This window comes from Mesorhizobium koreense, from assembly GCF_031656215.1.
Classification (GTDB): Bacteria; Pseudomonadota; Alphaproteobacteria; order Rhizobiales; family Rhizobiaceae; genus Mesorhizobium_L; species Mesorhizobium_L koreense.
In genome coordinates this window covers 1,300,152-1,318,782 of record NZ_CP134228.1, presented here as the reverse complement: position 1 = coordinate 1,318,782, position 18,631 = coordinate 1,300,152, and the positions used below count along the sequence as shown (strand labels likewise).

General features: G+C 60.2%; 14 protein-coding genes. 1 reads left to right on the top strand and 13 read right to left on the bottom strand.

Going from position 1 to position 18,631, the window contains the following annotated elements:
- Position 1: 1 nt before the first annotated feature.
- From RBH77_RS06370 to RBH77_RS06355, 4 genes are all read right to left on the bottom strand, one after another.
- Positions 2-415, bottom strand: a complete 414-nt coding sequence (locus RBH77_RS06370; RefSeq protein WP_311031289.1) for a RidA family protein — start codon at positions 413-415, stop codon at positions 2-4.
- Positions 412-1,755, bottom strand: coding sequence for a leucyl aminopeptidase family protein (locus RBH77_RS06365; protein WP_311031288.1), 1,344 nt, complete (start codon positions 1,753-1,755; stop codon positions 412-414). Before RBH77_RS06365 ends, RBH77_RS06370 begins: the two co-directional genes overlap by 4 nt.
- 168 nt (positions 1,756-1,923) lie before the next feature.
- Complete coding sequence (locus RBH77_RS06360; RefSeq protein ID WP_311031287.1) at positions 1,924-2,883, bottom strand: polysaccharide deacetylase family protein; 960 nt, start codon at positions 2,881-2,883, stop codon at positions 1,924-1,926.
- A complete protein-coding gene (locus RBH77_RS06355) occupies positions 2,880-4,073 on the bottom strand; it encodes a urate hydroxylase PuuD (RefSeq protein ID WP_311031286.1) in 1,194 nt (397 codons plus the stop codon). Before RBH77_RS06355 ends, RBH77_RS06360 begins: the two co-directional genes overlap by 4 nt.
- A 146-nt stretch (positions 4,074-4,219) precedes the next feature.
- Between RBH77_RS06355 and RBH77_RS06350 the strand changes: the two genes are divergently transcribed.
- On the top strand, positions 4,220-5,101 hold the full coding sequence (locus RBH77_RS06350) for a LysR family transcriptional regulator (protein ID WP_311031285.1): 882 nt from the start codon (positions 4,220-4,222) through the stop codon (positions 5,099-5,101).
- Between the two features lie 17 nt (positions 5,102-5,118).
- Here RBH77_RS06350 and RBH77_RS06345 read toward each other — a convergent pair whose 3' ends face one another.
- The 9 genes from RBH77_RS06345 to RBH77_RS06305 all read right to left on the bottom strand — a co-directional run bounded on the left by RBH77_RS06345 (position 5,119) and on the right by RBH77_RS06305 (position 18,414).
- Complete coding sequence (locus tag RBH77_RS06345; protein WP_311031284.1) at positions 5,119-6,147, bottom strand: NAD(P)-dependent oxidoreductase; 1,029 nt, start codon at positions 6,145-6,147, stop codon at positions 5,119-5,121.
- A gap of 94 nt (positions 6,148-6,241) precedes the next feature.
- The gene (locus RBH77_RS06340; protein WP_311031283.1) at positions 6,242-7,105 is read right to left on the bottom strand and encodes an ABC transporter permease; all 864 of its coding nucleotides are present in this window, start codon (positions 7,103-7,105) and stop codon (positions 6,242-6,244) included.
- Positions 7,105-7,845, bottom strand: a complete 741-nt coding sequence (locus RBH77_RS06335) for an ABC transporter ATP-binding protein (RefSeq protein WP_311031281.1) — start codon at positions 7,843-7,845, stop codon at positions 7,105-7,107. Before RBH77_RS06335 ends, RBH77_RS06340 begins: the two co-directional genes overlap by 1 nt.
- A gap of 104 nt (positions 7,846-7,949) precedes the next feature.
- Positions 7,950-9,368 (bottom strand): amidohydrolase family protein, encoded by a 1,419-nt coding sequence (locus RBH77_RS06330; RefSeq protein ID WP_311031280.1) that lies wholly within the window; start codon positions 9,366-9,368, stop codon positions 7,950-7,952.
- Positions 9,369-9,492: 124 nt separating this feature from the next.
- The gene (locus RBH77_RS06325) at positions 9,493-10,605 is read right to left on the bottom strand and encodes a substrate-binding domain-containing protein (protein WP_311031279.1); all 1,113 of its coding nucleotides are present in this window, start codon (positions 10,603-10,605) and stop codon (positions 9,493-9,495) included.
- Between the two features lie 497 nt (positions 10,606-11,102).
- Positions 11,103-11,600 (bottom strand): hypothetical protein, encoded by a 498-nt coding sequence (locus tag RBH77_RS06320; protein ID WP_311031278.1) that lies wholly within the window; start codon positions 11,598-11,600, stop codon positions 11,103-11,105.
- A 342-nt stretch (positions 11,601-11,942) separates the two neighbouring features.
- On the bottom strand, positions 11,943-14,171 hold the full coding sequence (locus RBH77_RS06315) for a CHASE2 domain-containing protein (RefSeq protein ID WP_311031277.1): 2,229 nt from the start codon (positions 14,169-14,171) through the stop codon (positions 11,943-11,945).
- A 166-nt stretch (positions 14,172-14,337) separates the two neighbouring features.
- Complete coding sequence (locus RBH77_RS06310; protein ID WP_311031276.1) at positions 14,338-16,998, bottom strand: FecR domain-containing protein; 2,661 nt, start codon at positions 16,996-16,998, stop codon at positions 14,338-14,340.
- Positions 16,999-17,007: 9 nt separating this feature from the next.
- Positions 17,008-18,414 carry a tetratricopeptide repeat protein gene (locus RBH77_RS06305; RefSeq protein WP_311031275.1) on the bottom strand — a complete coding sequence of 469 codons (1,407 nt, stop codon included), beginning with the start codon at positions 18,412-18,414 and terminating at the stop codon, positions 17,008-17,010.
- Positions 18,415-18,631: the final 217 nt, after the last annotated feature.

Genomic DNA, 18,631 nt, shown 5'->3' with positions numbered 1-18,631 from the left:
GTCAATTCACTTTTGGATTGTCGATGTAGGCGATGACGTCGAACTCGACCAGCAGCTCGGGCATGCCGAAACTTCCGGTGACCGTTGCGCGCGAAGGAAGCGAATTGCCGAAGAAGAACTTCTTGTAGGCGTTGTTCATGCCCTGGAAGTAGCGCATGTCGGATAGGTAGATCATGACGCGGACGACATCGTCGATCGTGCCGCCGGCCGCCTCCAAGAGATGGGTCAGATTTGTGAGCGCCTGGGTGGTCTGGGCCTCGATGTCGCCTACCCCGACGACCTTGCCGTTCACGTCAAGCGCGACCGTAGCGGTGTAGAAATGATTGCCCGCCAGCGTTGCCTGCGAATGCGGGTTCGGTGAAGTCAGGACTTTGGGCGAATAAACGATCTGCTTGCCCATACTTGTTCCTTTCATATCGGCCATCCTGGATTGTGGTCTTGGGATTTCAAATCGCCCTCGAGATCGAGGAGCAGTTGCGCCAGCACCCGCGAACCGCTGCCTGTCGGCCCTTGCGGCATCAGCGGCGTGTCGTGACGGTTCCAGCAGGTATTGTAGATGTCGAGGTGCAGCCAGGGATGCGCACCCACGAAATGGGACAGGAACGCCGCTGCGACCGGCGTGCTGCCGTTCTGTCCGGTCGTGGAAAAATTGCGCAGATCGGCGACCGGGCTTTCAAGGAATTTCCGGTATTCCGGCCACAGCGGCAGGCGCCAGATCTTTTCTCCGGCAAGCCTGTCGGCGCGCGCCAATCGCTCGAACCAAACATCGTCGTTGGCGAAGGTAGCGGTTCCGATCGGGCCGAAAATGCCGAGGGACGCACCCGTCAATGTCGCGAGATCGATGACCGCCGCGGGGGCCAGTCGGGCGGCAGTGTAGAGCGCGTCCGCCAGGATCAGGCGACCTTCGGCGTCGGTGTTGATGATCTCGACCGTCGCGCCGCTGGCCATCCGGATCACATCGCTCGGCCGCATAGCGCCCGGACCGGGCATGTTCTCCACGACGGCGAAGATGGCGGTGACGGGGAAGCTCGGCCTGAGCTTGCCGGCCAGGACCATGGCGCCGAAAACCGCCGCCCCGCCGCCCATGTCGGCTTTCATATGGTCCATGTCTTCGGCTTTCTTCAGCGAAATGCCGCCGCTGTCGAAAGTCACCGTCTTGCCGACCAGCACCAACGGACGCATGTCCTCGGGCGCTTCGGGCGGCCGCCAGTCCATCCGCACCAGGAACGGTTCGTAACGGCTGCCGGCCGCGACCGTGAGCAACCCTCCCATTCCGGCAGCTTCGAGTTCCTTGCGCCCCATTACGGTTAGTCGGAACCCGGCCTGCCCGGCGAGATCGCGGCAGCGCTCCACGAAAGCCGGCGGGGTGAGTTCATTAGCCGGCTCCGTCGCGAGGCGACGCGCCGAGAGAACGGCCAGGCTGGTCAGCCAACCGGCATGCAGTCCGTCGGCGACGATCCCTTTTTCGTCGGCCGCCATGAAGTCCAGATCGTCGAGCTTTCCGCGCGGATCACGGGCGTGTCCCGACGATTCGAACCGGTAATTGGCCGAGAACACCCCTTCGGCGATAGCCTGCACCTTAGGCTTCGTAATGTCGGGCAAGACGATCGTGCAGGCCGTCATGCCCCGGGCGGTCAGCAGGGCGACGGCCTCGGCCGCTCTTGTACGCAGCGCCTGCGGATCGTCGTTTTCCGGAAGCGCCACGAAAAGCACCGGCCGGTCGCCGTCACCGTCCGCCACGGCCGACAGCGCCATGCCTGCCTCCCCGAGCAAACCGGCACCGCGTTGCCTTGCTGCCGCCGCATCCAGCCAGGCAACAGGAACCACCTCTCCACGCCCCGCGCCCAGGAAGGCAAGGACGGGGCGGCTGGACGGGAGCCTGCCCGGCTGGCGAACGAGGGGGGCCTCCGGAAGAGCCATGACCTAACCAGCCCTCTCAGGCGGAAACTGGCGTCGCCAATGGTCGGCTATGTCGGAGCGCCTTGCCACCCAGACCCGCTCGTGTTTGCCGATATGATCGAGAAAGCGCGCCAGGCCTCGGGCGCGGCCCGGGTGTCCCACCATGCGCGGATGAAGCCCGATATTGAGCAGCTTCGGTGCGCTTTCGCCTTCCTCGTAGAGCTGGTCGAAGGCGTCGGCCAGCAACGAAAAGAACTCGTCTGCCGTCTGGATGCCGCGCGGCACCAGCTTGCAGTCATTCGTCACCAGGGAATAGGGAACGATGAGATGCGGCTTGCCCCTGACCGCCGCCCAATAAGGCAGCTCGTCGTTATAGGCGTCGGAATCGTAGGTGATCGCCGGCTCGTCCGCGAGCAATTCGCGCGTATGGACGCTGGGACCATAGCGGCAGCACCACCCTTCCGGCGCGCGCCCGACCGTCCTCTCCAGACTTTCTATGGCCCGACGGATATGGCGCCGCTCCTCTTCGGGGCTTAGCAGCCAGTGTTTTTCCCATCGGTATCCATGACAGCAGATATCGACGGTGCTCTCGCGGAGCCTCTTCGCTAAAATTCCATGCCGTTCGAGCGCTACGGCGCAGGCGAAAGCCGTGAAGGGAAGGGCACGCTCCTCGAACAGGCGCATGATCCGCCAGATGCCCACGCGGCTTCCGTATTCATACATGGACTCGGCGGCGAGGTCCCGCCCGGCGATGCCGGTGTCCATGCCCTCGCCTTCGGTAAGCGCCATGTCGGTTTTTGGATCGCCGTCGAGGGGCGAATATTCCGAACCTTCCTCGATATTGACGGCAAAATTGATCGCGATCCGTGCGTCGCCCGGCCACCGGGGATGGGGGGGCGTCTCCCCATAGCCTACGAAGTCGCGTTCCGGCCCTGCAACCCGCGGATCCCCCGCTCCACCCCGGTCTTTCGATTGCTGTATCATTTGACGGGTGCTCCGGCTGCGATCCATTGGGCGAGCAGCTTGCGCTCGTCTTCGGTCATTCCGGTCAAGTCGGCGGGCGGCATGACGTTCGTCACGACAGCCATCTGCTGGATCTTTTGAGCGTTTGGCGCAGCCTTTTCGATCGAGTCGAGGACGAGGCCTTTGGGGGCTTCGGTGAAACCTTCCATGGTCGGCTTCTGCGCATGGCAAACCGCGCAGCGCGTCTGAAGCACCGCAGCCACTCTGGAGACATCGACGTTGCCGGACCCAGAAATCGACCCTTGCCTGTCGAGAAGGTTGGGGGGCGCCAACAGGACCATTGCTGCCACGCCGAGCGCGATGCCGGCCGCTATCCAACGCGGCTGCGCATTGCCGGCATGCATCGTATTGAAGAAGTGACGGATCGCGACGCCCGCACCACTTATCAATATGAAGCCCTGCCAAGCGTATGGGTGGCCGTAGGTCATCGGGAAATGCCCTGCGATCATTGCAAAAACGACCGGCAAGGTCAGGTAGTTGTTGTGATAGTTCCGTCGCTTCGCATCCGCGCCAACGTCAAATTTATCGATCGTTCCGTCCCGCATGGCCTCCAGCATCTTCTTCTGGCCGGGGAGAATGACGAACCAGACATTGCCGGCCATGATCGTTGCCATGACGATACCGGCATGAAGATAGGCTGCCTTCCCGCTGAACAGATGCGTGAAGCCCCAGATGGCTGCCGAAATCAGAACGGCGATGACGAGAGACAGCACCTTGTCGCTCGCGATCACGCGGCACAGCACGTCGTAAGCCACCCACCCGCCGATGATTGACGCGATGGATGCGAGGATGGCTGCAGCGGGACCAAGGCTGTCGGCCCCTCCGGCCACGAGGTTTATGCTAGCGCCCCACCAGTAGACAACCGCCAGCAGGCCAGCGCCCGAAACCCAGGTGCTCAGCGATTCCCATTTGGACCATTTGAGCCTTTCGGGCACATAACCCGGTCCAAGCGGGTAGCGGCTGTAATTGTATATGGAGCCGCCGTGGATCGACCAGAGTTGGCCGCTTACCCTATCGACGGGCGGCACGGGTGGTCGGAACGAGCGGTCGATACGGTTGAAATAGAATGACGAGCCGACCCAGGTGATGGCGGTTATCACATGCAACCATCTCAAAGCGAGGTTCAGCCATTCGGCAATATATGATTCCATCGTCGTGCCCTTGAATGCGGAATCCCGCCGGAACGGCTGAAGGCCGGGGCCAATATCTCGTCTTGAGATCAATTAGACAAATTCAAAAAAACCATTGATTGATGAGTTTAGCTCAATAGAATGCCCGCCGTTGGGGAACAGCTATCGTGGCCAACGTCACCCTGAAACAACTGAGAACGTTCGTCGCCGTCGCGGACTGCGGTCGGTTCCGTTTGGCTGCGGAGGCGGTCAATCTCACGCAATCCGCCGTAAGCATTCTCATCAAGGAGTTGGAGGGGCAGCTCGGAACGAACCTGTTTGACCGGCATACGCGCTTCGTAGGGTTGACCGACGCCGGCCGGCGACTATTGCCGCTCGCGCTCGACATTCTCGAACGTGTCGACAGCGCAGTTGAATCGATGGTCGACATAACCGCGCTCAAGACGGGGCGCGTGACCATCGCCTCAGCCACCGTTCTCGCGGCAACATACCTTCCAAGCCGTATCGCGAGCTTCATGCGGATACATCCCGAAATCCGCGTTGACTTGCGGGACGTATCCGAAGACGAGATCCGCACGCTCCTGCTGAACGGCGAGGCCGACATCGGCGTCGGCACCAGCCGGTTTCGGGAGCAGGAAATCAATGAACACGAGCTCTTCGCCGATCACCTGGCGCTTTTCTGTCCGGCGGACGATCCGTTGGCGCAGAGAAAGGCGGTGGACTGGGCGGACTTCGACAATCGTTCCTTCATCACGCTTACTTCTGAAAATCCTCTCCAGCGGCGCATCGACCAATTGCTGGAAGTAAATGGCGTCGCCACCCGACGCCAATTCAGCGTCCGTTTCTCCGCAACGTTGCTTGCGCTGGTCAACGAAGGGCTCGGGATCGGGATCCTGCCTGCGGGATCAAAGGGCCTGTCGCCCATGGTCAACATCGTTATGCGGCCCATAACCGACCAGGTGGCTTCCAGGAACGTCGTGGCCCTCACATTGCGCGAGCGCACGTTGAGCCCTGCCGCACAAAGCTTCTTCCTGCATATTACAAGCTAGAGCGCCGGACGTCGCCTTCAGACGACCCTGTTTATCAACGGTTCGTCCCTCATCAACCTTTCGACGTTCTGCCATTCCCGTCGCCTGTTGGCACTAATGTCGGCCGGGGTAAGCGAGCCGCCGGCCGTATGAGGCGTGAAGGCAATATTCGCATCCGGCTGCTCGGCCAGTTCCAGCAATGGATTGCCCGGCAAAAGCGGCTCCCAGGCCCAGCCATCGGTCGCAACGCCCGAGAGCTTTCCATCGCGGAAAGCTTCCGCGACCGCCGCTTCGTTCAAGGTGGAACTCGAGCCGGCGGAGATCAGGCAGGCTCCATCCTTCATGCCCCCGATGAAATCACGCCCTATCGGCGGCTCCTCTCCGGCAATATGTGGAAGCAGCAGGCAGAGGAAATCGCTTTCCGCCCGGATCGAATCGCTGTCCGCATAGCTGATGCCGAACTGTTCCTCGACCGCGGCTGGAAGACGCGTCCTCTTGTTGTAGAGGATCCGGCAGCCGAATGGTTTCAGGCGCATCGCGAGCTCGGCGCCGACTTCGCCGAACCCGACGATCCCGACGGTGGAGCCGATGACCGGGCGAATATTCCGTCGCCCCGTCCAGTTGATCAGGAAATAGTTCCCATCGCACTTGCGGGGCGGCGCTTCGTATTCGGCCCCCTGGCGCAAGATATCTTCACATTCCCGGAAGCGTTTGGCCAAGGTCAGGAGTTGCATCATCGTATGCTCGGCGACCATTGCGCAGCTCTGCAGCGGCCAGTTGCACACCGGTATGCCTGCGCGCTTCGCAGCTTCCAAGTCGATGTCGTGCGTCATACGGCCCAGACGCTGAATAAGCCGCAATTGGCCGGCGCCGGCAATTGCCGCGGCATCCACCTCCCCCTGCCTCTCCGTGATCAAGACGTCGAAATGAGGCAGGCGCCTTGCCAGTTCGTCCCGCGTCGGCCGCGAGCAGATTTCAATATCGAGGCCGGCGGGAGCCACATCCAACGCCTTCTTCTGATGGACGGCTTCCCGGAAAGTCGACAGCAATACTTTCAGTCTTGGCATTCTGTTGGACCCCTCACGGTCGGAATTTTGGCCCGAAGGAGAACCGGGGCGGCGACGCGGCCGCTCCCTGCCTCTTCCGCAGTCCGGCCGGGGATCAATCGTCGCCCGCCGACCGCGTTTCGTACCAGTGGCCGATCGAAGCCTTCGAAAGCCATGTGAAGAAAAGGAACACGGCGATACCCAGGCAGCATGACATGATGACAGCCGCCAGAAGCTGCTCCCCTTCGAGTTCGTTGGCGTATTCGCGCAGGCGCTGACCGATGCCCACGTCGCCACGGCCGAAAAAGAAGTCACCGACGATGGCTCCGATAACCGACAGGCCGGCCGAAATGCGCAGACCGGCAAAGATGGCCGGCAATGCGGCGGGCAGCATGAGCTTGCGGAGCCGCGTCAACCTGCTGGCCTTGTGCAAGGTAAACAGATCATGGGCGCCCCGCGATGCGCTGTGCAGTCCGAATAGCGTGTTCACCAGCATCGGAAACAGCGAGATCAGAACGCAGATGACGACACGTGATGTCTGTCCGAAACCGAACCAGAAGGAAATAAGCGGCACGATGGCGAGCAAAGGTATTGCCTGAAGCGCCACCATGTAGGGAAAGACGGCGATTTCGATCAGCTTGCTCTGGCTCATGATGGTGGCCAGCAGCATCGCGATGCAGATCGCGATCGAAAGGCCGATTGCCGCGACGCGCGCGCTCGACCACAGCGACAGCAGGATTTCGGAGAAATTGCCCCAGTCGGCGAAACCCAGACGCCAGACCTCGTGCGGAGGACTCAACAGAAAGCGGTTGGTGCTGTTGAGGATGAGATAGCTGATCATGTACCAGACGATCAGGAGGAGGCAGCCCAGGATCATCGGCGGAATGATCGTCTCGCCAAGCTGGCGCGCGAATGACTTGGGCTTCGAAATGTCCGCCGGCGGGGTGCCATTGGCGGGAACGGCTACTGCCTTGCTCATTAGTAGGCACTCCTCAACGCGCTGGAAATCTCGGCGGAGAGCTCCGTGAATGCAGGGTCGAAACGGAGTGGCGGGTTTCGAGGATATTCGAAGGGAACATCGAAGCTTGCGACGATGCGCCCCGGCCTTGCCGACATGACGTGAACGCGCGTGCTCATGAACACCGCTTCGCCGATCGAGTGCGTGATGAATAGTCCGGCAAAGCGTTCCTGGCCGAAAAGCCGCTGTGTCTCCTCGTTGAGATGCTCGCGGGTGATCTCGTCGACGGCGCCGAACGGCTCATCGAAAAGAAACAGGGAAGGCTTCAACGTCAGCGTTCTTGCGAGCGACGCGCGCATCTTCATCCCCCCGGAGAGGGACTTCGGATAGTGCTTTTCGAAGCCCGACAGACCCACGAGATCGATCGCGGCCTGTGCAAGTTTCGTCCGCTCGTTGCGTGGAATGCCGTGAAGCTCCGCCGGGAGCTCGACGTTCTGCGCAACGGTCCGCCAGTCCAATAGCGTGGCGTCTTGAAAGACGTAGCCAATCTTGTCCTCTTCCACGGTAACAGAGCCGGAAGTATGCTTGATCAGGCCGGACGCGATCTTGAGCAGCGTGGACTTGCCGCACCCCGAGGGGCCGACGATGCTGACGAATTCGCCAGGCCGAACCTGGAAGGTGACGTCGGAAATCGCCTGCGTACCGTTCGGATACGTCATTCCGATACGATCGAAGATCAGGGCTGGATGTGCCGAAGCCATCGCGTGTCCTCCATACGTGGCACCTACCGCTCTGGCGGAAATGTTCATGGCAGCTCTCTCTTGCTCGGACGCGACACCAGGGTCGCTCGGGAGGGCGGGCACGCTCACAAGACGGGCCAGCGTGGCCGCGCCGCCGGTACCCCCGCGCGTCTGGCAATTTCCGGCATTCGCAGGCGGGCATCCGCTACGATCGCTTCTTCGTCCATTGTAAGGATCTCATGATTGCGCACTACGATCTTGCCGTCGATCACTACCGTATCGACATCCGCTCCCTGCGCGGCGAACACCATCGTGGCAACCGGGCTCCAGATGGGGGTAAGATGTGGTACGTCGGTATCGATGGTTATGAGATCCGCCTTTTTCCCCACTTCCAGCGAACCTACCTGGTCGGCGATACCGAGCGCGCGCGCTCCATGAATGGTCGCCATTTCGAGCACCGTTTCCGCGCGCAGGCAATTACGGGTCTTGGCATGGGTGCGGGCGATATGACAGACCACGCGCAGATCGCGCAGGAGATCCATGTTGGCATCGCCGGCCGTTCCGTCACAGCCGAGCGCCACGTTGACGCCCTCGGCAAGCATGTTGACCACCGGGGTCGGCCCCCACGCGGATACAGCATTGTTCGCCGCATTGGTCGATACCGATGCGCCGGCCTTGGCCAGGATCTTGATGTCCTCCTCGTCCGCCGCCGTGCAATGGGCAAGGACGGCGTTCGGTCCGACAATCCCTAGATCGTAGCCGAATTCCATGTGGCTGCGATAGCCGAGGCGACGCGCGTAGGCATTGTCGCTCTCCAGTTCCGAATGATGGATCGTGAGGCGCATGCCGCGCTCTTTGGCGATCTTCGCGACATTCCTGTAGAGATCGGGATTGGCCGTTTCATCCGCGGTCCTGCATCCGAACCAGACCTGGATCCTTCCATTTGCGGCGCCATTCCATTTCTTATACGCAGCAAGGGTATCGGAAATCGTCCTGTCGGGGTCGAACCAGGCCGACATAGGCCAACCGACCTTGTCCCGGTAGGCGGCCGGTACATCCATGACAACCTTGCCGAGCGCCGCGCGGATGCCCGAGTTCACGCATGTCTCGGCTATTCCGTCGAATCCATGATTCTCCGAAGTCATGCATTCGATGAAGCTCGTCGTCCCGGATTTCAGCATCTCCAGGATGCATAAAGATGCGGACGCCGCGCCGTCTTCCGGCGTCATCGCCCCTTCCATGGGAAGCGTCAGGCCGTAAAGCCATTCGTGGAAATTGTCGGAGCGTTCGTTGCGTTCGCCTACGCCGCGGAAGAAGGCCTGGCTCAAATGGACATGCGTGTCGATCAGGCCGGGTGAGATGATATGCCTGCTGTAATCATGGACCTGAAGCTCGGGAAACTGTCTAAGGACATCGGCTGTCTTGCCGACCGCCGCGATCGAATCCCCGATGACGGCAACGGCTCCGTCATCGATCACCCGGCGCCCGCCGTCCATCGTGATCAAGGTAGCGTTGGCGAGTATGAAGCCGGAATGCGCCGACACGACAGGTCTCCTTGCTTGCGAGTTCGGGCGGCCGCCCAGGCTCAGGTCGAAAGCGACCTTACCCGGGCGGGAGGCGGATTCGCCATCGGCTTGACACCAGGAGAAGCAGCGATGTCGTCCAGCTTCAATTGAGCCCGATCGACTTGTCGATGAATTCGTTGGTGTAGGTCTTGTCGGAGGTCAAATCATCCGGCAGGCGCTCCCCGCTCCTGCGCAGGATATCCATCATCCCGTCGACCACTTTCTTGTCGAAATTGCCGAAGGTGGTGTCGCTTCCATTCGATACCATGCCGAGATCCAATTGCGCCTTCGCGGAATAGGCGGCCTTGTCCATGGGGTAGCGCCAATAACTATTGATCTTCTTGACCATATCGACAATTTTCTCATTGGCCGCTTCGGGGTGTTTTATGTAGTCGACCGCAGACCGCTGCAGGAGCGGGATAAGCAGCTTCAGGCAAGGCTGCAGCTTTTCTAGGTCGGCACTACGTATGGCAAGTGTCTCGAAATAGGCGTGGAAGCCGGCGTCGTCGATCAACTGGTATTTTATCGGCTTGCCCCATTCCGTATAAATCTTCGTATAGTTATAGGGGTCAACCGTCGCCAAAGCCTGCTGCGCGATCTTGCCTTTGGACGCGATGAAGCGCGCCGGTGAACTGTCGAAGGATCTGTCGATCTGCGCTTCCGAAAGCTGCCCGAGGGTAACAAGATATTTCGGGTAGGACGCATATGGCGACACGTTCACGACAATATTCTTGTCTTTCAGATCCTTGATCGTCTTCACGTCGGGATAGGTCTGGGGATCCCACATGATCCCGACCGGGTTCTTCTCGAACGGCGCCAGTACGGAGATCATCGGCGCCACGCGGTAGCCGAGGGCCAGATCGTAATGCGACAGCACCGCCATGTGGATCGCGGGGTCGGTGTACATGACTTTGTTGGTACCCATACCAGCGATCGGAGCGCCGCCTGACCGCAGCTCTATTTCGATCCCGGTATCTTTTCCTTCCGCGACGAGCTTGCTGCGGGCGGTCATGTTCTTGGTGTCGATCTTGTATCCGTCGCCCAGCACGTTGAAAAGGTAGCCGTGCTCGGCCTGCGGGAACCAGTCAAGCTGGACGATAAACGGCGAAGGACATGAGGCCGAAAGGTCGGCGCCGGCTGCGTTCACCGGAGCAGCCGCGAATAAAAGCGGCGACATCACCGCAAGGGCCGCGGTCACTTGAATTGAACGGTTCATAACTGTCTCCTCCCACAGCAGCTCGCGAAAGCCAGCCTCTGCTGGACAGCAGGCTAAATACGGCGATTCACCGATGCAACAGCAATGATCTGATCAATTATTTCGATTTTTTAGAGCTGCCCCGTGCCGAACCGTCCTCGGTTGCAATCATGGCTTTCTTGGCGAAGGCCTGCTCGATCGGATTGAGGTCGGGGCAGCAAAGCGAGTGATATGCCGGCAATACGTGGCTACTGGGGTCGGAACAAAGCTGCTCAAAACCGTACGCTAACCTCGAGCGGAGCATGGAAAGTCATGCTGCAGAAAATGCCCGAGTTCGTGGCGATCGAAAAGCGACGCAGCTCTCCGAAGGCAGCGGAGCGGAACTTCGACGCCCTTCGAGTTCATGTGCAAGGGATGAACCTCACAGCCTACGCGGTTCAAAGTGAACCCGCCTATCAAACCTTTAGACCCGAGCGCCCTCCCCAAGCCACCGTTAGGTGGCGTTTTTATCGCGCGACCTATAATTGTGATACGAGATTGGATGATGCGCCGGCAACCGGCCCCATGGCCATCTGATGCTCAGAGTGAGTCGCACTGCTAAGGTCTTCCAGGAAGAACCGCGCAATCTCCATGCATTTGGACCACGTCTCGTCTGCACTTTCATATCTCCGAGTGGGTGCGGCAGATCGCTTTTCAGTCTTGCCATATCCCCAAATCGGCTGCCAGACACCCGCTCCCGCGTAAACGAAGTACAGATAATCGTAATCTTGCTCTTCTTGTGAAAACCACGACTCGCGCTTTATATGAAAGCTGCTGACAAGGTGCATATACGCGTTGCGATCTCCCAGCTTTCTAAAGCTGCCGCCCTCGAATTTTTTCAGGTCGATCCGCACATGATTTTGAAATGCTGTGCCAAAACTTATTAAGACAAAGCCTTTTGCATTATACTCATATTTGCCCTTGGCAAGTCGAGCTATGTTCTTGAACTCGTCCTCGGTTACCATAAATGTCGGCATCACAAGTCTCCTAGTCAGCCCGCTAATACGGGGGAGGGAATATCCCCCACGGACGGTCAAAGTTCAAGAATTTTGGGCGGTTGCTCGCGCTAGGATGGTTATAGACAGCACAACTGCCGGCTTCATATTCGTCTCGAAACGACTGGCCAACCGAAAAGATTATCGCAATATGAGAACCGGCGCCACGGTCTATGCCGACGGATGCTGGCGAGGTTAGGGCGCTTTTGGCTCGTAGATATGCAAGGTTTTTGGCACAGCCGCTTCCGATGAACATTATTATTTATCATAAGAATATTACAGCATGCGACAGTCTAGTCGGAACGTTTATTATTCTTCTGACATCTACTTCTTCTCGGCTGCGAATACACCGTCCCACTCCTTGTCCGGAGGCATAAGCTTCATCGCGGCAAGACGCTGGGCGTAAAGGTTGTAGAGGCCGTCGAGTGCCGGCGTCTTCCCCCGGCGCGCTTCGGCCAGTGCCGCTTGCGCCTCGTCAATCTCAGCGCGCCGGTAACAGGCGAGGAACTGCCGATGCAAGGCGAGCAGGCCGGCAAAGGCAGGCGTGCCGGCATATTCGGCGTCGCCGACCAGTACATGGACCGCGACCGGCTCCTGCCTGCCCACCACCCGCACCCGATCGGCTTCTAGGAAAGCCAGTTCCGCGGCGGCAGAACGCGTTTCCTCGGTGACCAGAATGGAAACACCATATTGCTTCGTCAGGCTTTCCACACGCGACGCCACATTGACGCTGTCACCAATGGCCGAATAGCTGAAGCGCTGGGCCGAACCGAGATTGCCGACGCAGCACGGACCGGTATGCAGGCCGATTCCGACCCTGATCGCTGCGCCGGCCTTGCTGTTGACGGCATCCACTGCTTCCAGCATGCGCAATGCCGCCAGGCATGCCTTTCGCGGATGATCGGCGATATCGAGCGGGGCGTTCCAGAAAGCCATGATCGCGTCGCCGATATATTTGTCGATGGTTGCCTCGCTTTTCAGCAGCACATCCGTGGCCGGAGTGAGGAAATCGTTCAGGAGCCTGGTCAGCGCGTCGGGGTCGAGATTTTCAGACAGCGAGGTGAAGCCACGAATGTCTGAGAACAAAATGGTAAGTTCCCGGGTTTCGCCGCCGAGTTGCAGCGCGGTGGCATTGTCGGCAAGCCGCTCGACCAGCGTTGGCGACAGGTAGTGCGCGAAGGCACCGCGGATGAAACGCTTCTCACGATCCGCCATCAGCAAAAGGACCGGCATCGTGACGGCGAAAATGGCGAGAACGCTGCCGACCGGGATGATGGGATTGATCAGAAGGTGGCCATGCGAGAAAGCCAGCCACGAGATGCCAAGCGTCAACGCTACCAGCGCGAGGGCTGCGCTGCCGCTGACCAATGCTCCGGTTCGCCACTCCACGATGAGAATGATAAGACCGAACATCACGGCGAACAGAATTTCTGCGCCGTAGGCCCAGTCGGGGCGGACGAGGAATTCCTGCCCGAGAATCTGGTCGATGATTTCGGCATGGACGCGCACGCCCGGCACCGCCTGTTGAAAAGGGGTGGCGACGAGGTCGCGCAAGCCGACAGCGCTAGTCCCGATAAGAACAATGTGCCCCTCCACCGACGAGCGCAGCGGGGCAGTCTCCCCCGAGGCAAGCAGAGCGGCGGCGGGGATCGTCTTCAAATCGGGCAGGCCGGAATAATAGACCCTAAATTGCCCGTCCGGACCTGTCGGCATGGCCAGCGCGCCGACCTTCAGCGCTGTCATCGCCGGCCGTCCGGTGCCGGCCTCGCCGCTTGCACCGGTACTGCGTACGACAAACGAACCGGCGCCCTGAGCCAAGCGCAATGCCTCGACCGAGAGGGCCGGATAGAGCTGCCCCCCGGCATTGGCGACCAGCGGTAGCGAGCGAACCACGCCATCTCCGCTCAACGGAAAGGAGAAGAAACCCAGGCCGGCCGCACTCTCGTCCAGTACCTGCAGGTTGGAAACGCCGCCCCGAAACGAGGGAAGGTAGCTTTTCGGGTCGGCGCCGCCAAACGCAAATCCTGCCTTCGGTGGCGGCAGATGCGCTTGTGTCTCGTTGCTGATTGCGATGCCGGCGACGACCGGATTGCGGGCGAAGGCCCGACCCAGCGCCGCATCGTTGTCGAGGTTCGCTCCTGCCGGCACGGCTACCGTCGCGCCAGCTCTTTCCAGCGCCGCGATCGCGCGGGACGGCGAGGTGCGATCGGCCTCCGGGAACACCATGTCGAAAGCGATTGCCGCTGCGCCGAGGCTACCGAGACGGTCGACCAGTTCGGCTATCTCCGTACGCGGCCAGGGCCATTGCCCGATCTTGGCAATCGAGGCCTCGTCTATGTCGACAATGGTGACCGGAGCATTGGCTGCCTTCCTTGGCTGAATACGCTGATAGGCATCGAAGATCAGATCGCCGAGTTGGCCTACGAAAGGCGGGCCGGCCGCTGCCAATCCGATGACGGCCGCCAGTACGGCAAGACCGGATACCCAGAGAAAGCCTCCCCGTCGCCCATTCCCGCGCCGTCGTGGCGAGCCCGGCAAAAGAGTAGACCTCATCTGATGACCGCTCGGCACAACAAGGCGAGCCGGAGATTGTGGTCGGCGAGCGGGCGTGATCCGAAACCGGCCGTGTGAGCGGCTCGCCCGGAAGAGGTCGTGTCGTTACAATATTGAAGCCCAGCGCCCACGCTGTTTCACCTACCCGACAAGCTGCTCGGCCGATTCAGTTTGTATTGGGCGTCACCGATGTCCTGCCGCCGGCGAAAACGCCGTTTGCCCGCCAGTCGCCTTCCGATGCCCCGACTTCGAAATTGCCGATTGCGCCCGCTGCGACATCACTGCCGTTGTTGACGAACGCTCCATTGGCCGAGCCGCCGAGGAAACCCGATGATCCTGACAGATCGCCATTGAACGTGGCTTGCCCGCCAACAGAGCCGTTCATCGTGCCGCCGAAGCTGTGGCCATCGAAATTGCTGATATTCAACGTTCCCGATCGCTCGCCGAAATTATAGGTCATGTCCATGTCACCGGCCGCGACATAGGAAGCCTCGCCCGACACCACATTACCAACCGCCATTCCCTTGAAGGTGCCGGTCGCGTTCACGAGATCGGAATTGGCGATATCCGCGTCATTGGCGATGTCGCCCGCCACCCATGTGCCGAGATGGACGGAGAAGCGCCCGCCCTCGACTGAGGGATTTGTGGGATCGGCCGTCTGCACCTGCGTTCCCCACCAGCCCCATTTGAGGAAGTCGCATGTCGTGCACAGGTGGTCCGTCGAAACACCAAGCGTCGTGAGGTTCGTGGGCGTGCCGGAAACGAGGTAGGTTCCCGCCGGCTGCCCGTCGCGCTGATAGTTGACAACGGACGAGTCCACGGAACTGACATGGGTGCCGGCGGTGTTCGGATTCGCGGTCGCGGCAAAGGTGTCGCTGTCTATGTAGGCGGACGCTCCATTCTGCGTATTGCCGTTTATCCCGTCGCCGAAGGCGACCGTCATGGTTCCCGGATCGTCGTAATATTGGGCATCGACCGTGATCGATCCGCCAAGCGATTTCCGCGCCGGGTCGAACGCGATGGTCATATCGGAGGGGCTGCCGCTCGTGCCGAATACTGCTCCGCCCGTGCTCGCATTCTCGATGACGCCGGTGGCAAAACCCTGATACGTCCCGCTCAGCGACCGTGCCGGATTGGTGACTTCGCCGGCCAGATTGCCGACATGGATGGTCGAAAAGCCCGTGCCTGACGTGAAACTATCGGACGAGGAATCAAAAAAATGCCCCGGCTGGCCGGGCGCATCGTCGCTGACAACAAAATTCTGGCCGTTCGTTCCGAAGAAGCCGGCGCCGTCAACGGTCAGCGTCGCGGCCTGACCGAACAGAACAGATGACGGCCCGTCGGAAGCGACGCGATAGCTGCCGCGCCTTTCGAGGCTGAAGCCGCTGCTGTCGAGCGCCCCGACATTGACGCCGATCGCGCTTTGCTGATTTGCGCCGGTGCCATTGAACGCTACCCAGCTCTGCATCACGCGGCCGCTGCCGTCACCTGCCGAGCCCGGTTCGGCGACAAGAAAATCGGAACTCGCAATTCCCGACATGCCGATCCCCGCGGCGCCACTCATGAAGGGTACGCCTCCAATTCCCTGGATCGGATCCGCCGTAAAGCTGTAACGGCGCACGCTATTTCCGGTAAGAGCGGCCATGTCGGTCTTCGTCCCGGTAATGGCATAGAAAGGCAAACTCGGATCCCCGCCCATGCCCAACAGATAGGCAGTGAACCCCTCGGGCCCCGAATAGGCAACGCCCGAAAGGGTGCCGAAGGGCGATGCAATACCGCCGACGGAATGCGCCGCAAAGGCGGTATCGTTATAAACGGGGAGCGTGACCGTTCCCTGCGAGAGCGTCGCGGTTCCCGTATCGGCCCCCGCCTGCACGATCAATGTCGTCGGCTGGTCCGTATCCGTCGATCCTCCAACGACCCCGTCGCCCCCCTCTTCCGACGAAATCGTCAGCACCCGCATCGATCGTTCCGATGGCGGAGGAGGAGGCTCGCCACCACCACTGCTATTCTCGACCCTCTGACGGATAATATCGTTGTTTCCCTGATCGACGACCCCAAGGTCAGGGTTGTCGGGCCGCGTCGTGGGGATCGGTATGGAATTCAGCGGCAGCGGAAAATTGGAATTCGTCTCCGGTAGTGTGCTGGCGACCACCATGGCACCGGTCGGCTTGATCGGCGCTCCGCCGCCGCCGCCATTTGCGCCAGAGATCAGTCCTTGGAAAAACCCGGTCCACCATTCAGGTGTCCGGTGCACCCGCACCTTCGAACCCTCGATCACGATCGAGAAACCTGCCTTGTACAACCTGATTGGCTTGCCGTCTGGCCGCCATAGCGTGATGTCGTCGCCGTAGCTGAGATCGATGTGGGACGGCGTGCCGTTACCGAGGCCGAAGGCCATATCCGCAATCGCCCCACGAATGCCGACGGTACCGACCGGCGTATTCAACCGCACGCCGTCCGGTGTTTTGGACGTCTTGCCACCAATGAAACGAAAGACGCCCTTGCCGAGCGACGCCGTGACCTTCGCAGCGCCCGCGTCAGGGTCATAGACGAAGGAATCGATCGTCAAGTGCGAGTCTGGTCCCACGGTGAATGTCGTCCCGTCGGCCAGCAGGATCTGAAGCAGCCCCTTTGTGTTGGTCTCTATCCGTTCATTATGAATGATCTTGTCGCCGAGCACGATGGTGCGGATCGATCGGTCTGGCGGCGTTCCACGCGAATCCTGATTGACCGCCGCGGCCGTGCCGATCGGCTGCGCGAATGCGGTGCAGTTCAGGAAGGTTAGGAAAAAGGCCGTCGACAACAGGGGTGATACGATCCGCATGGCCTTGTCCTAGAAGCTTTTCGTGAAGCCTAGCGACACGCTGACATTGTCAAACTTGTCGATATCGTAGTTCGAATTGACATTGCGGTAACTGGCAACCGCCTGCATCGACCAGGTTTCGCGCAAGGGTATGGTCAATATCCCCTGCACGAACGTTTCGACATCGTGGCGATCGTAAGCTGCCATCAACGAATCGGGTTCGTCGTAGCTGCGATCCAGCACACCGAAGGAAAGGTTGGCAGTCCAGGGCTGCGAGCCGTTGCCAATTAACGGGTCAAGCAGATAGACGCCGCCAATGGTACCCCCCAGACTCCAGTAGCTTTCATAGCCCCGCCTGGCATCGTGGCGCTCGCCTTCGAGGCCGGCATAGGCCGCGAAACGGTTTGTGATCTGATGGCGCAAGGTGCCGATGATGTTGATATTGCTGCCTGTGCGATCCGATGCGGTGGGGCGAAGATCCGAGTCCCGGTAATCCTGGTAGCGATACTCGACCCGCAATTCACCGCGCGTGTCACGTGTGAATGCCTTTGCGAGCCTTGCGCCTATACCTCCGCTCCACCGGTATGGATCACCATGTAGCATCACACCGCCCAATATGCCGTAGATGCCGAAATCGGTTTTGTCGAAGCCGAACCGGTCGAGGCTGATCACCGGCCCGAAGGTCAGTTCAGCAAGCCCGGTATTGATTTCATGATGGTCGTTATAGAAAGCTCCATAGGTCAGGAGTTGCGCGTCAAATCGGTCGCCTTGCGAGGCAAGATCGTGGGAGTAGATGAAATTGCCCAACACAAAACCGTTGACGTCCGAATCCGCAAGGGCGGCATCGCTGAGGAGAAGAGGAATTCCTCCTATGTTGACGATGTCGCTGCTGGCGCCGCCATTCGCATTGGACTGATAGCGTGTCCCGAAAGTGATGGTCCCGTTGAACCGGTCTATTGCAGTACGATTGTGGATCTCAGCGAGATAAGGCTCCACCCGCGCACGGACCTCCGCCGGGACATCGGGGGCTTGGAGCGCGGCTGTCAGATAGTTCTGGGCAAGCTGGTACGAACCTAGCCGATAGTAGAGTACACCCAGTTCCAGTTGGAGACGCGGCACTTTGGGAGCAAAGATCAGCATGCGCTCGAGTGTCGAGATCGCACTTTCAAGATCGCCCGCCTGCGAGGAGAGCGCCGCATATTCAAAGGCGACGTCAAGATTGGCCGGATCGGCCATCATCTTGGCAAACAGGATTTTCCGGCGGGCGGCGTTTGCAGCGAGGCTGCTTTTCTCGATCCTTGGCAGGACGTTGCTAGCGGCAGGTTCGTCGGCCAGGGCGGACGCGCCACGAGCAAACAGGCACAACGCTATGGCAAAGCCGATGAAGCGAACCGCACACCTCATCTCGGCAGGATCTCGCCCTGTCCAGAACGACACCGGGTCGGTTCACGTTCCCAGCCACGGAGAAGAGGACGCATTTTCCCCAAGAAGCCGCCACCGCCGGTCACGGCATTGCACGCAACCCACGATTGCGCGCTCCTCGCCTGCGGCTTGCCCCTGGAACCCATTGATACACACGTCCCCATCCGTGCTGAAGCACGACGGCGCTCTCGTTCTCATTTTTGAATGATTTGCCGGTCGAAGTCAAAGACCG